Here is a 13083-nt window from a genome sequence, read left to right on the forward strand (position 1 = left end):
CCGACCCCCCTCAGCCCCCACGCGAGGAGCAGGCAGGCATGGACAACGAGACCAGTACCGGGCACGTCACCCGTAAGGCGGTGCTGCGGGCCGCGCTCGCGGCCGGCATCGCGGCGCCCACGGTCCTCATGGGCGTACCGGCGCTCGCCCGTACGCTCACGGCCGGCGAGACGGCGCCCGCGCTCACGCCGGAGTGCGACGACGGCGACGACCCCACGGTGCCGCAGACCGAGGGCCCGTACTTCAAGCCCAACTCGCCCTTGCGGAACAGCCTGTTGGAGTCCGGGACGACCGGCGTACGGCTGACGGTGAGCGGCTACGTCTTCGGGCTCGCCTGCCGGCCGATAGCCGGCGCCCTGCTCGACTTCTGGCAGGCCGACACCAACGGCGCCTACGACAACACCGGCTTCCGGTTCCGCGGGCACCAGTTCACCGACGCCCAGGGCGCGTTCAAGCTGACCACCATCGTGCCCGGCCTCTATCCCGGCCGCACCCGGCACCTCCACGTCAAGGTGCAGGCGCCCGGACGCCCGGTGCTCACCTCGCAGCTGTACTTCCCGGGAGAGCCCCGCAACAACACCGACAGCATCTTCGACGCCCGGCTCCTGATGAGCGTGCGGGACGCGGGCACGGCCAAGGAGGCGGCCTTCGACTTCGTCCTGAACGTGCCGCAGAACCCCGGCCCGAGCCCGACCCCCACCGCGACCACCCAGCCGCCCGGCGGGAGCTGGGCCGCGGGGACCGCCTACCGGGCGGGCGACCGGGTCACGTACGGCGGCCCGGCCTATGTGTGCCTCCAGGCACACACGGGCCAGGCCGGCTGGGAGCCGCCGAACGTGCCCGCGCTCTGGCGGGCCGTGTAGGCGGGCGATCAGGCGGAGGGGACGATCAGGCCGAGGGGACGATCCGGCCCCGGACCTCGCCGAGGCCCACCCGCGTGCCGTCCGGGCCCGGCGCCCAGGCCGTCATCACGACCTCGTCGCCGTCCTCCAGGAACGTCCGCTTGCCACCGGCGAGTTCGATCGCGTCGCGGCCGTTCCAGGTGAGTTCGAGCAGCGAACCGCGCTGGTTCACCTCGGGCCCGGACACCGTCCCCGAGCCGTACAGGTCACCCGTGCGCAGAGAGGCGCCGTTCACCGTCATGTGGGCCAGCTGCTGCGCGGCCGTCCAGTACATGGTGGAGAACGGCGGCTCGGCCACCGCCTCGCCGTTGATCTCCACCGTGATCCGCACGTCGAAGCCGCCCGGCTCCTCCTCGCCCGCGTCGTCCAGGTACGGAAGGAGCGGGAAGTCCCGCGCGGGCGGGGCGGTCCGGGCGGCGTCCAGCGCCTCCAGGGGCGTCACCCACGCCGCCACCGAGGTCTGGAACGACTTGCCCAGGAACGGGCCGAGCGGCACGTACTCCCAGGCCTGCACGTCCCGCGCCGACCAGTCGTTGAGCAGCGTCAGACCGAACACGTGCTCCCGGAAGTCGGCGAGCGCGACCGGCGTGCCGAGCTCCGACGGCGTGCCGACCAGGAAGCCGACCTCCGCCTCGATGTCCAGCTTGACGGAGGGGCCGAAGACCGGCGCCGGGTCCGTCGGGGCCTTGCGCTGCCCCGAAGGGCGTACGACATCGGTGCCGGAGACCACGACCGTGCCCGCGCGACCGTGGTAACCGATCGGCAGATGCTTCCAGTTGGGGGTGAGCGCGTCGCCGTCGGGGCGGAAGATCCTGCCCACGTTCGTCGCGTGGTGCTCGCTCGCGTAGAAGTCGACGTAGTCCGCGACCTCGTACGGCAGATGCAGGGTCACCTCGTCGAGCGGGTGCAGCAGCGGCTCGATGTCCGCCCGGTGCGCGGGCACCGTGAGCCAGGCGGTGAGCGCCCGGCGGACGTCACGCCAGGCGGTCCGCCCGGCCGCGAGGAGCGGGTTGAGGCTCGGCCGGTCGAGGAGCGCCGCGTACGGGGAGCCGAGCGCGTGCGCCGCGGCACCCGCGTCCAGCACGTGCCCGCCGATCCGGACGCCGAGCCGGCGCCGGTCGGGCTCGTCGGCGGTGGAGAAGACGCCGTACGGGAGGTTGTGCGGGCCGAAGGGATCGCCCTCGGCCAGGTCGAGCGGGCTGTGCTCGGACATCGGTGCGTGCCTCGCTTTCCACGGGTGTGGGGGACACGTTACGGGGCGCGCTCTCGGGCGTGGATGACATGGATCACACAGAAAGCGCGGCCTCCGTGGGCAACTGTCGGGCTTTGCGCGCTTTGCGTGGCCGGAGGGCGTTCACCCCCGCTCCGAGCTGCGAGAACAGGGCTCCCGAACCGCCGTTCCTGGCCATACGATCACGGTGGTATCGCGCCGCGTGAGGTTGCCGCAGGCGCGCGCCCCGCATTTCTCTCATCCTTCCCTGACCAGGAAAAAGGTCCCGCACTGTGAAGATTCGTCGCATCCTCGCGACCGCCGTGGCCGCCGCCGTGACCACCCCGGTCGTGTTCCTCTCCGCCGCGCCCGCCTTCGCCGACACGAAGCCGGCGCCCGCGTCGACGCAGAAGCCCGCGCCGGGTGAGGAAGACCCCGACTTCGACGAGTACGAGAAGCTCGTCGCCGCCGTCACCGAGGCGGAGGAGAAGGTCGACGCGCTGGAGAAGCAGCGCAAGACCCTCGTGACCGAGCTCAGGAACATGAAGCTCGACGAGGCCCTGGCGACCGAGCTGGCCGAGGCCTGGAAGGCCCTCGTGGCGGCCAAGGCCGCCAAGAAGGACGCGGACGAGAAGCTGGTCAAGGCCGAGGAGGCCCTTGCGGCCGCAACGCCGGAGCAGAAGGAGGCGGCCGAGAAGGCGGTCGCCGACGCGAAGACGGCCGTCGAGGAGGCCGCCGCCACCCTGACCGCCGCCGAGCTGCGGAACAAGAAGGCGGGGGAGGCCGCGAAGCCCTTCGACGACGCGCGCGTCGCTCTCAGCCAGAAGATCTCCCTCCTCGACGTGGACCTGACGCTGGCCCGCACCGATCTCGCCGAGGCCGAGAAGGCCCTGGAGGAGTTCGAGGAGGGCGGCTTCGACGACTGCGAGGAGGACGACTCCCTCAAGGTCGCGCTGACCGGACCGAAGGCGGTCACCGCCGGCAAGAGCGCCTCCTTCTCGCTGCGCGTGAGCAACACCTCCGAGCGGACCCTGGAGGACGTCGAGGCCTTCGTCGACGCCGTGCGCTTCCCGGAGCCCGGTGAGCTCATCGACGACGAGACGGACTTCAGCAAGCGGATCATCCCCGTCGAGTGGTCCTCCGCCGACAACCTGGAGTGGACCCCGTTCACCGAGGAGTTCGACTCCATCGAGATCGGCAAGCTCGTCAAGGGCGGCCACTACGACGTGAAGCTCCGCCTCACGGTCCCCGCCGACGCCGCCCCGGGCAAGGGCGCGGCCTTCAGCTTCGCCGGCTACGGGCAGATGGACGAGGAGTGCGGCGGCGAGCAGTTCGCGCAGGTCGACTTCGACATCCTCGCGGCCAAGACCGACAAGCCGAAGCCGACGCCCGAGCCGACCCCGTCGGAGACCACCGCGACGCCCACCCCGGCGCCCACCACCGGTGGCAACGACAACACCACCCAGCAGGGCGGCTCCTCGAACACCCCGGTGAAGGGCAGCCTGGCCGCCACCGGCGCGAACGAGAACCTCACCCGGCTCGGCCTCGCGGCCGCCGCGACCGTCGCCCTCGGCGCCGGCGCCCTGGTGATCGCCCGCCGCCGCAAGGCCGGCGCGGACGCGTAACCGGCACCCGCTCCTCCCGGTCCCCCGTACGGCGTGCTCTCAGCCCGCCGTACGGGGGATCGTCTTCTCCCACGTCCGGTGGAAGACGACCTCCCCGCCCTCCTTGCACACCACCTCGTTCGTCGTGAAGAACGAGTCCGCGTCGCAGGTGATCTCCGAGCGGGTGTCGACCGTGACGTCCCAGGCCAGCTCCGGGCGGTGCAGCCGGATCGTCCACTCCGAGTTCGTACGGGCGGACAGCGGGCCGCTCTCGTCGATCGTGTAGGTCTCCACGGCGTCCTCGGTGAACTCGAGACCGTCCGGGTACACGCGCGTGCCGCCGTACTTCGGGTCGACCTCCAGGGTCCATTCGCCCTTCGCCACGTCCCTGACCACCACCCGCTCCGGGCGCGGTTCCTCCAGGGTGCGCGGGAAGACCACGCCGAGCGGCTCGGACTGCTCCGGCTCCTCCCATGCGACGGCGTCCTGGGTGGGGCGGCGGACCGGCAGGGTCAGGGAGGAGCCCGCCGGGTCGAGGGTGAAGCCCGCCGCGTCCGGCTGCGGCCAGATCCACGGCCAGTACGCGGACGAGACCGCGAGGCGCACCCGGTGGCCGGGCGCGAAGGCGTGCCCGATGCCGTTCAGCTCGAAGACGAAGCTCTCCGTCTCGCCGATCTGCGCCTCCACGGCCCGGTCCCGGCCGTAGCGGGCGGAGAAGTTCAGCACGCCCCGGGTGACCAGGGTGGAGGAGCCGTCGGGGGCGATGTCGCAGAGCCGGGCGACGACCTGGCCGGTCGGGGCGGCCGTGCGCAGGGCGAGGCTCACCGACGGGCGGCCCAGGATCTCCACCGGGCCGCCGTCCTCCGGGACGGGGAAGTCGAAGCAGGCCGAGTGGGCGTCCTCGTCGCGCTGGTCGGGCGGCAGGTCGGCGTCGTTGCCGAAGGGGAAGAAGCGGCCCGCGTCGAGTCCGGTCTGCTGCGGCGAGTCGACCACGACCGGCGCGCCCTGGAAGGCGTACGTCACGGGGGTGACGTTCGGGGAGGGCCAGGCGGGGTCGGTGACCCAGCGCCCCGGCAGCTCGTCGTACACCGTCGCCGGCAGGTGCGAGTCGCTGATCCAGGAGCGGAGCAGCGGCTCGGCCATCACGTCGTTGTCGGCGTCCTTGAGGTGGTGGTCCCACCAGCGCAGCGTCTCCTGGAGGAAGCCGATGGCCGGGCCGGGCGGCAGGCCGCGGTCCGGGTACTGGTGCGACCAGGGGCCGATGATGCCGCGCACCCGGTCCTGGGGAAGGTGCCGGGCGAGCCGCAGGACGGTGTCGCGGTACGGGTCGTGCCAGCCGCCGACGGCGAGGACGGCGGCCCGGATGGCGCCGTAGTCCTCGCAGACGCTGCCGTGCCGCCAGTAGGCGTCGCGGGTCTGGTGCGAGAGCCAGGTGTGCAGGAAGGGTTCCACGGCCTCCAGGCGCTTCAGCCACATCTCCCGCCACTCCTCGCCCACGTACTGCGGATCGGGCGGCCGGCAGACGAAGGCGAGCATGGTGGCGGCCCAGGCGTGCATGTCGACGGCGAGGACCGAGCCGCCCATGTAGTGGACGTCGTTGTCGTAGCGGTCGTCGGTGGAGCAGACGGTGACGATCGCCTTGAGCGGCTCGGGGGCGAGCGCGGCGATCTGGAGCGAGTTGAAGCCGCCCCAGGAGATGCCGAACATGCCGACCTTGCCGGTGCACCAGGGCTGCTCGGCGAGCCAGTTCACGACGGCCACGCCGTCGGCGAGCTCGACCGGGTCGTACTCGTCGCCGGGCAGGCCGTCGCTGTTGCCGTGGCCGCGGACGTCGACCCGTACGGAGGCGTAGCCGTGGCCCGCGTACCAGGGGTGGCGCTGCCAGTCGCGGGGCGCCGTCCAGTCGGTGAGCCGGTACGGCAGGTACTCCAGGAGCGCCGGCACGGGCTCGTCGGTGAGCGGCCGCCACACGCGCGCGTACAGCCGGGTTCCGTCCGGCAGCGGGATGCGGAGGTCCTCGTGGCGGGTCTCGTACGGGAAGTCGGTACGGATCTTCGTCATCACGTCACCTCAAGGGACGGGTGGGCGGTCCTCAGCGGACGGGGTGCATGGTGCGGCGCAGCCAGGGCGCCAGGGCGATCACGACGAGGCCGACGACCACGGCCACGGCGCCGTTCACGCCGAAGTAGACGGGCTTGGAGACGTCGTCGTAGAGCTTCACGGTCTGCGCCTGGATGCCGTTGGCGAGCGCCAGCGAGAGGAACCAGAGCGACATGGTCTGGCTGGAGAAGGCCTTCGGGGCGAGCTTGCTGGTGGCCGACATGCCGGAGGTCTCCAGGAGCACGTCACCGAGACCGAGCAGCAGGTACGAGCCGACGATCCACCAGGCGGCCATCTGGTACGTGTCGTCCGCGTGCCCGGAGGTCGGCAGGACCATCAGGAGGAACGACAGACCGCCGAGGATCACGCCGAAGGCGATCTTGTTGGAGGCGTGCGGCTGCCTGTGCCCCATCCGGGCCCAGACGGCGGCCACGACGGGCGCCAGCGCCACCTCGAAGGCGCCGAGCGCGGAGGCGTACCAGCTCGCCGGGAAGTCGAAGCCGAGGATGGTCGTACGGGCGTTGGTCGACGCCAGCAGGATCATCGTCGAGTACGCCTGGAAGAGGATGAAGTTGAAGACGACCGAGGCGAGGAAGAGCACGATGTACGGCTTGAGGCGGCCGCGCTCCTCCGCGGTGACGCGGGGGCTCGTGAACATCACCCAGAAGTAGACGACCGGCGCGATCACCGAGATCACGGTCAGCACGTCCACGAAGCGGTCCATGGTCAGCCAGCCCGCGAGCGCGAGGGCGGTGGCGAGGACGGCCACGACGACCGCGCCGGCGATCATCAGCCGGACCGCCCGCCGCATGGCCTCGGGGGCCAGCGCGAACTCGGCGGAGTGCTTGCGTCCGGCCAGGTGACGGCGGCCCGCCACGTACTGCACGAGGCCGAGCGTCATGCCGAGCGCGGCGGCAGAGAAGCCCCAGTGGTAGCCCTTGTGGTCGGCGAGCCAGCCGGTGATCAGCGGGCCGGCGAAGGCGCCGATGTTGATCGCCATGTAGTACAGCGCGAAGCCGGCGTCCCGGCGGTCGTCGTCCGTCCGGTACAGCTTGCCGACCATGGTCGCCACGTTCGGCTTGAGCAGTCCCGTGCCCGCGCTGATCAGGCCGAGGCCCACCCAGGTCATGGCGGCCGTCGGCACGGCCATCGCGTAGTGGCCGCAGGCGATCAGGATGCCGCCCCAGAGGACCGCCCGGTACGAGCCGAGGATGCGGTCCGCGAGCCAGCCGCCGGCCACCGAGACCAGGTAGACGAGCGTGCCGTACGCCGCGGCGACCGAGGCCGCGGTGCCCGACGCCATGCCGAGACCGCCGTCGGAGACGGCCGCGGCGAAGTAGAGGACGAGGATCGCCTGCATGCCGAGGAACGAGAACCGCTCCCAGACCTCCAGGCCCGACAGCGTCAGCAGACCCCGGGGGTGCCCGAGGAAGGCGTGGTCGTCCTCGGGGGGAGGCTGCTCGCCGTTCGGATCGGTGTCGATCGTTGTTCGGGACAAAGGGCATACTCCTGGTCGTATGAGCTGATCCCGAACATACCGGGGGTGACGGGAAGGCGCCCACGGTGATCGAAAGGTGACCGGATACGCTGGCTTGAGTGAATCGAGCGACACATCGACAATCCATGTGATCGTCAGCGTGATCGCCCGCAATCCGTGTGAACGATTCGTGGGAACATCAGCAGGCGTCAGCAGACAGGAGACCCCCTCGTGACCGTCGTCGGGCCGTTCGGTCTTAGCGTGCGGGACCAGGCTCTTGAGGCCGATGTCCAGACCGGGTTGGCGGCAGTGGAGGCGGGCCTCCTCGACGCCACCAAGAGCGATGTCCCCTTCATCACGGAGGCCGCGCAGCACCTCGTCCTGGCCGGTGGCAAGCGGTTCCGCCCCCTGCTCGTGATGCTCGCCGCCCAGTTCGGCGACCCCTACGCGCCCGGCGTGGTGCCCTCCGCCGTCGTCGTCGAACTCACCCACCTGGCCACGCTGTACCACGACGACGTCATGGACGAGGCCGACGTCCGGCGCGGCGTCGACAGCGCCAACACCCGCTGGGGCAACTCGATCGCCGTCCTCACGGGTGACTTCCTCTTCGCCCGCGCCTCGCACACGCTCGCGGACCTCGGCCCCGAGGCCGTACGCATCCAGTCCGAGGCGTTCGAACGGCTCGTCACCGGCCAGATCCTGGAGACCGCCGGTCCGCAGGAGGACCGCGACCCGGTCGACCACTACCTCGACGTCCTCGGCGGCAAGACCGGCTCCCTCGTGGCCGTCTCCTGCCGCTTCGGCGCCATGATGTCCGGCGCCGACGAGAGCGTCGTCGACATCCTCACCCAGTACGGCGAACGGCTCGGCGTCGCCTTCCAGCTCGCCGACGACGTCCTCGACATCGCCTCCGACTCCCACGAGTCCGGCAAGACCCCCGGCACCGACCTCCGCGAGGGCATCCCGACCCTGCCCGTCCTGCACCTGCGGGCCGCGGCCGCCGCGCACGGACGCCCCGAGGACCTGGAGCTCGTCGAACTCGTCGACGGCGACCTGACCGACGACACCCGGCACGCCGAGGTCCTGCGCCGGCTGCGCGCCCACCCGGCCCTGGAGCAGGCACGCCGGGACACCGTGCGGTACGCCGAGGAGGCGCGCGCGATGCTCGCACCGCTGCCGGACGGGTACGCGAAGGCGGCCCTCGCCGAGATGTGCGACGCGGTGGTGCACCGGGCGGGCTGACGGCCTCCGGAACGGCGTACAGGGCGGGCCGGCGGCCTCCGGGAACGGCGTACAGGACGGGCCGGCGGCCCCTGAACGGGCGTACGGGCGTTGTCCGACGCGGTCCGGAGGCGGCGTGCCGTCGGGTCCGGCGCGGTCCGGAAGCGGCGTGCCGTCGGGTCCGGCGCGGTCCGCCGTGCGGTGGCCCTTCTCAGGGTCGGGTCATCCCGAAGCAGTACGTGAGGTTGATCCCCGGGGCTGACGCTTCCGCCCCTCCCTTTTGGTGAGATGGAGACATCGACCAAGAGGGCCCGCAAGGGCACGGAGGTAGGGGAGACCATGGCAGAGTCCCGTAAGGCGAGCCGGTACATCGTCCCGGTCGCGGTGGCAGGAGTTGCCGCGGCGACCATCGGCCTTGTCCCGGCGCTGGCGGCGTCCGGCGACCCCGATCTGCCGGAGATCAGCGCCCAGCAGCTCATCGAGAAGATCGCCGCCTCCGACACCCAGACCCTGTCCGGCACGTTCCGGATCTCCACCGACCTGGGCCTGCCCCTGGACGGCCTGACGTCCGGCCTCGGCGGCCTCGCCGGCGGCCTGGGCGGCGGCGCGGGCGGCGGCTCGTCGGCCGACCCCTCGGAGCGGCTGACCCAGCTCGTCTCCGGCAGCCACACCCTGCGGGTGGCGGCGGACGGCCCCGAGCGCCAGAAGCTGACCGTGCTCGACGGCTCCGACGAGTACAGCCTGATCCACAACGGCAACGACGTCTGGGCCTACGACAGCAAGTCCAAGGAGGTCTTCCACGAGAAGGCCCCGGCTGACGCGGACGCCCCGGGCGCCCACGAAGGACCGAAGGGCCAGGAGCTCCCGGGCACGCCCAAGCAGCTCGCGGACGAGGTCCTGAAGGCGGCGGGCGACACCACGTCGATCACCGTCGACGGGACGGCGAAGGTGGCCGGCCGGGACGCGTACCAGCTGGTGATCAAGCCCAAGCAGTCCGGTTCGACGGTCGAGTCCGTGAAGATCGCGGTGGACGCGGCGAACGGCACCCCGCTGAAGTTCACCCTCGCCTCGGTCGAGGGCGGCAAGCCCGTCGTCGACGCGGGCTTCACGAAGATCGACTTCTCGAAGCCGGCCGCCTCCGACTTCACCTTCAAGGCGCCGGAGGGCGCGAAGGTGACCGAGGGCGGGGCGGAGAAGGAGGCCGGCGAGAAGGGCGACCCGTTCGGCGGACAGCTGCCGGAGGGCCTCGAGGACGCGTTCGGCGGCTTCGGTCCCGGCGCCGACTCCGACAAGGGCGGCGTGAACGTCATCGGCGAGGGCTGGACGACGATCGCGAAGATCGACACCGGGGCGCCCGCGCCCAGGACGGACGAGGCGCCGAAGGAGTTCCAGGGGCTCCTGGACTCCTTCGGCGACAAGGTCACCGGCGCGTTCGGCTCGGGCACTCTCTTCAAGACGAAGATCGTGAACGCGCTCCTCACCGACGACGGCAAGGTCTACGTCGGCGCGGTGACGAAGGACGCGCTGGTGCAGGCGGCGAACGCCGGCAAGTAGAGCGGCACGGAAGAGAGTTGGGACCCCGGGCGGGTCGGGGGCGATGTTCACCGACCCGCCCGGGCGTTCTTGTGTTCCGCTCCAGCGGCCTTACGGGAACGTCAGCTTGAAGCCGCTGATGTAGCCGGTGTCGACCGAGGCCTTGTCCTGGACGCGGAGCTTCCAGGCACCGTTGGCGACCTCGGAGGAGGCGTTCACGGTGAAGGTCTGGACGATGTTGTCGGCGCTGCCGCCCGACCGGTTGGACAGGCTGTAGACCGAGCCGTCCGGGGCGACGAGGTCGACGACGAGGTCACCGCGGTAGGTGTGGACGATGTCCACGCCGACGGCGAGGTTGCTCGGGGCGTTGCCCGTGACACCCGTGACGTTCACCGTCGAGGTCACCGCGGCGCCGTTGTCCGGGATCGAGACGTCGGCCGTGTTCTCGAAGACCGTGCCGGGCGGCGTGGTCGTACCGGCGGACAGCGTCCAGATCGCGTGCGCGATCGCGTCGCTGTTGCGGTCGAGAGCGGTGTCGTTGATGTTCGACGTCGTGTCGCAGGACGAGTGGTAGCAGCGGTCGAAGGCCGTGGCCGTACCGCCCCACTTCTGCACCTGGGCACTGGACTTGACCCGGCTGGCGCCCGTGAAGAGGCCGCCGACCGGGACACCGACGTTCTTGAAGGACGCGTGGTCGGAGCGGCCGTCGCCCTCCGTCTCGATCTCCGTCGGAACGCCGAGACCGGCGAAGTAGTTCTTGAAGGTCGTCTCGATCGTCGGGTCGTCGTCGTAGACGAAGTAGCCCGGGTTCGGCGAGCCGATCATGTCGAAGTTCAGGTAGCCGGAGAGCTTGGCCCGCTCGGCGGTGGGCAGCTGCGCCACGTAGTACTTCGAGCCGACGAGACCGAGCTCCTCAGCGCCCCACCAGCCGAAACGCAGGTGCTTGGTGGGCTGGTAGCCGGAGCGGGCGACGGCGAGGGCGGTCTCCAGGACGGCCGCGGAACCGGACCCGTTGTCGTTGATGCCGGGACCCGAGGTCACGGAGTCCAGGTGCGAACCGGCCATCAGGACCTGGTTCGGGTCGCCGCCGGGCCAGTCGGCTATCAGGTTGTAGCCGGTGGAACCGCCGGAGGTGAACTGCTGGACCGTGGTGGTGTAGCCGGCGGCGTCCAGCTTGGCCTTCACGAAGTCGATCGACGCCTTGTAGCCGGTGCGGCCGTGGGCGCGGTTGCCGCCGTTGGCGGTGGCGATCGACTGGAGGTCCGTCAAGTGCTGCTTGACGTTGGCCAGCGGGATGTCGGGCGCGGCTGCGGCCGCGGCCGGGTTGGCCGAGGCGGTGGTGCCGGTGAGCCCGGCGAGGGCGAGCGCCGCGAGAGCGGCGACCGCGGTGGCTTTGGTGACACGTCTGGGCACGGAGATGTTCATCTGTGGGGGCTCCGGATTCCGAACGGGGATGGGACGGAACGTGCGAGACGCCTCGGGCTTGAGTGCCACGAGGCGCTGGAGCTGTGCGAGTGCGTGTGCTGTGTTCAGTTGTCTGGGTGTTCAGATGTTCTGTTGTGCGTGCTGAATGTTCAGTGAGATTTTGACTCCGCGTCAAGAGCGGAAACCGGTCAGGTACGTTCGCTCACCGAACAAGCGCTTCCATGACGGCCTCTCGTACCCCCGGATCGGAGTCGTTCTCCAACTCCCCCAGAAGCAGGTCGACTCCGGGCGTGGACCAGGAGGACGCGGCCTCGACGAGGGCGATCCGCACGGTCGGGTCGTCGTGCCGCGCGAGCCGTGACAGCCGGGCGAGCGGAGCGCGCCGCCGCATCCCGTACCAGCCGAGCGCCTCGCGGAGCGCCGCCGTGTCGCCGCGGGCCTCGGCGGCGTCGATCCGGGCGAGCAGGACGCGGGGCGCGGGCGGCGGCCCGTCGAGCGGATGGGGCCGCCGCTCACGGAGCCGGCGGGCGCCGTAGCCGCCGCGGTCCCGGCAGCCGAAACAGAGACAGGGCGGTCGGCCGTGGGCGTCGGGTCGGTAGCGCCACCCGTTGACCTGGCGCACGGGCCGGATGTGCCGGACCTCGGAGGGGGAGACGGAGCGCGGCAGGAACACCTCCCAGCCCCGGCAGTCCTCGGCGTCGGCGACCCGCCGCACGGCCTCGGCGGCCGACACCTGCGGGGGCCGGTGGTCGCTGTACCGCCCGACGGTCACGGGCTCGTCGTCGGGCAGCCGCACGTGGACGGCGACGAGCCCACGGGGGCCGGGGCGACGGGCGAGCTCGCGCAGCCACTGGTGGGTGAGGGTGTACGAGGGGAGTACGGGGAAGAGGAACACGCCGCGCCACTGGGCGTGCCCGGCGGCCTTGAGCCCGGCACGACGGACGCGGGCGGAGTGGGCGGCGGGGGTGAGGTGAACGAAGGTCGCCATGGGCGTGATCGTAGGAGGCCCGGCGGGCTGGTCTCGACCGAGTTTCAGCTGGAGGGGGAGGGCGTGACGGGGCCGAAGTCGGCCCGGAACAGCGGAGGTTGGTCGATGACCTCGATGTAGACGATCCGGCCGTGCACGACGTCCAGGTTGAGCATCCCGGACTCGGGGAGGAGCAGGACGCAGCGATGGCCTTCGCCGAAGGGCTGCCCTTGGGGGTGGTCGGAGGTGCGGATGCTCTGGCAGAAGTCGTCACTGCAGCCGCAGGGCCCGTACATCCGCACGTCGTGAACGACGAGGGCGAGCTCCCGCTCGCCCTCGCTCTCGAGCAGCCGCACGAGCTCACGGACGAGGGACGGGTGGACGTCACGGAGGAGCGGGGGAGCGGGGGGAGCGGGAGGATCCTGGTCCATGGGTGGGAGCGTACGGAGGGTGTGGGGGGTGCGGGTGCGGGGGTGAGGTGTCTGGGGTTGCCGCCCAGGTCTACCTCGGGTGCGGCCGCCCTCTTTCCGAGTGTGGCGTCCTCCACCGCCGCGTCAAGGGCGCCTTCGGCGTCGGCTTCGCCGATGGGCTGCGCCCACCCTTGACCCGGCGGCGGAGGCCGCCTTTTCACACTCGGAGGGCGG

The 13083-nt window shown here is 71.4% G+C and carries 10 protein-coding genes; 4 read left to right on the forward strand and 6 right to left on the reverse strand.

Annotated elements, in window-relative coordinates:
• The first annotated feature begins 38 nt into the window (after window positions 1–38).
• Entirely contained in the window at window positions 39–863 is an 825-nt protein-coding gene (locus tag ACFQ79_RS25655; protein ID WP_383587388.1) for a carbohydrate-binding protein, read from the forward strand.
• 25 nt (window positions 864–888) lie between these two features.
• Here the strand turns inward: ACFQ79_RS25655 and fahA are convergent, their stop codons facing one another.
• Window positions 889–2115 carry a fumarylacetoacetase gene (fahA, locus tag ACFQ79_RS25660; protein WP_383587391.1) on the reverse strand — a complete coding sequence of 409 codons (1227 nt, stop codon included), beginning with the start codon at window positions 2113–2115 and terminating at the stop codon, window positions 889–891.
• A gap of 290 nt (window positions 2116–2405) precedes the next feature.
• On the opposite strand from fahA, the gene ACFQ79_RS25665 reads away from it, so the two are divergent.
• Complete coding sequence (locus ACFQ79_RS25665) at window positions 2406–3737, forward strand: peptidase (RefSeq protein WP_383587394.1); 1332 nt, start codon at window positions 2406–2408, stop codon at window positions 3735–3737.
• 39 nt (window positions 3738–3776) lie between these two features.
• Here ACFQ79_RS25665 and ACFQ79_RS25670 read toward each other — a convergent pair whose 3' ends face one another.
• Both ACFQ79_RS25670 and ACFQ79_RS25675 read right to left on the reverse strand, forming a co-directional pair.
• Entirely contained in the window at window positions 3777–5777 is a 2001-nt protein-coding gene (locus tag ACFQ79_RS25670) for a CocE/NonD family hydrolase (RefSeq protein ID WP_383587397.1), read from the reverse strand.
• A 31-nt stretch (window positions 5778–5808) separates the two neighbouring features.
• Complete coding sequence (locus ACFQ79_RS25675) at window positions 5809–7314, reverse strand: peptide MFS transporter (RefSeq protein ID WP_383587400.1); 1506 nt, start codon at window positions 7312–7314, stop codon at window positions 5809–5811.
• Between the two features lie 210 nt (window positions 7315–7524).
• Between ACFQ79_RS25675 and ACFQ79_RS25680 the strand changes: the two genes are divergently transcribed.
• A complete protein-coding gene (locus tag ACFQ79_RS25680) occupies window positions 7525–8535 on the forward strand; it encodes a polyprenyl synthetase family protein (protein WP_209496298.1) in 1011 nt (336 codons plus the stop codon).
• Between the two features lie 318 nt (window positions 8536–8853).
• Window positions 8854–10068, forward strand: a complete 1215-nt coding sequence (locus tag ACFQ79_RS25685) for an outer membrane lipoprotein carrier protein LolA (RefSeq protein WP_383587404.1) — start codon at window positions 8854–8856, stop codon at window positions 10066–10068.
• 90 nt (window positions 10069–10158) lie between these two features.
• Here the strand turns inward: ACFQ79_RS25685 and ACFQ79_RS25690 are convergent, their stop codons facing one another.
• The 3 genes from ACFQ79_RS25690 to ACFQ79_RS25700 all read right to left on the reverse strand — a co-directional run bounded on the left by ACFQ79_RS25690 (window position 10159) and on the right by ACFQ79_RS25700 (window position 12870).
• Window positions 10159–11472, reverse strand: a complete 1314-nt coding sequence (locus tag ACFQ79_RS25690; protein ID WP_383587407.1) for a M28 family metallopeptidase — start codon at window positions 11470–11472, stop codon at window positions 10159–10161.
• A gap of 202 nt (window positions 11473–11674) precedes the next feature.
• Window positions 11675–12460 carry a HEAT repeat domain-containing protein gene (locus ACFQ79_RS25695; protein ID WP_383587409.1) on the reverse strand — a complete coding sequence of 262 codons (786 nt, stop codon included), beginning with the start codon at window positions 12458–12460 and terminating at the stop codon, window positions 11675–11677.
• 44 nt (window positions 12461–12504) lie between these two features.
• Window positions 12505–12870 (reverse strand): hypothetical protein, encoded by a 366-nt coding sequence (locus ACFQ79_RS25700; protein ID WP_383587412.1) that lies wholly within the window; start codon window positions 12868–12870, stop codon window positions 12505–12507.
• Between the last annotated feature and the right edge of the window lie 213 nt (window positions 12871–13083).

Source organism: Streptomyces sp. NPDC056480 (assembly GCF_042795405.1).
Classification (GTDB): domain Bacteria; phylum Actinomycetota; class Actinomycetes; order Streptomycetales; family Streptomycetaceae; genus Streptomyces.

Bases quoted from the DNA above. Each gene is read 5' to 3' on its own strand.
- ACFQ79_RS25655 (WP_383587388.1), top strand. From the start codon at position 39: ATGGACAACGAGACCAGTACCGGGCACGTCACCCGTAAGGCGGTGCTG.
- fahA (WP_383587391.1), bottom strand. From the start codon at position 2,115: ATGTCCGAGCACAGCCCGCTCGACCTGGCCGAGGGCGATCCCTTCGGC.
- ACFQ79_RS25670 (WP_383587397.1), bottom strand. From the start codon at position 5,777: ATGACGAAGATCCGTACCGACTTCCCGTACGAGACCCGCCACGAGGAC.
- ACFQ79_RS25700 (WP_383587412.1), bottom strand. From the start codon at position 12,870: ATGGACCAGGATCCTCCCGCTCCCCCCGCTCCCCCGCTCCTCCGTGAC.
- ACFQ79_RS25685 (WP_383587404.1), top strand. From the start codon at position 8,854: ATGGCAGAGTCCCGTAAGGCGAGCCGGTACATCGTCCCGGTCGCGGTG.
- ACFQ79_RS25695 (WP_383587409.1), bottom strand. From the start codon at position 12,460: ATGGCGACCTTCGTTCACCTCACCCCCGCCGCCCACTCCGCCCGCGTC.
- ACFQ79_RS25690 (WP_383587407.1), bottom strand. From the start codon at position 11,472: ATGAACATCTCCGTGCCCAGACGTGTCACCAAAGCCACCGCGGTCGCC.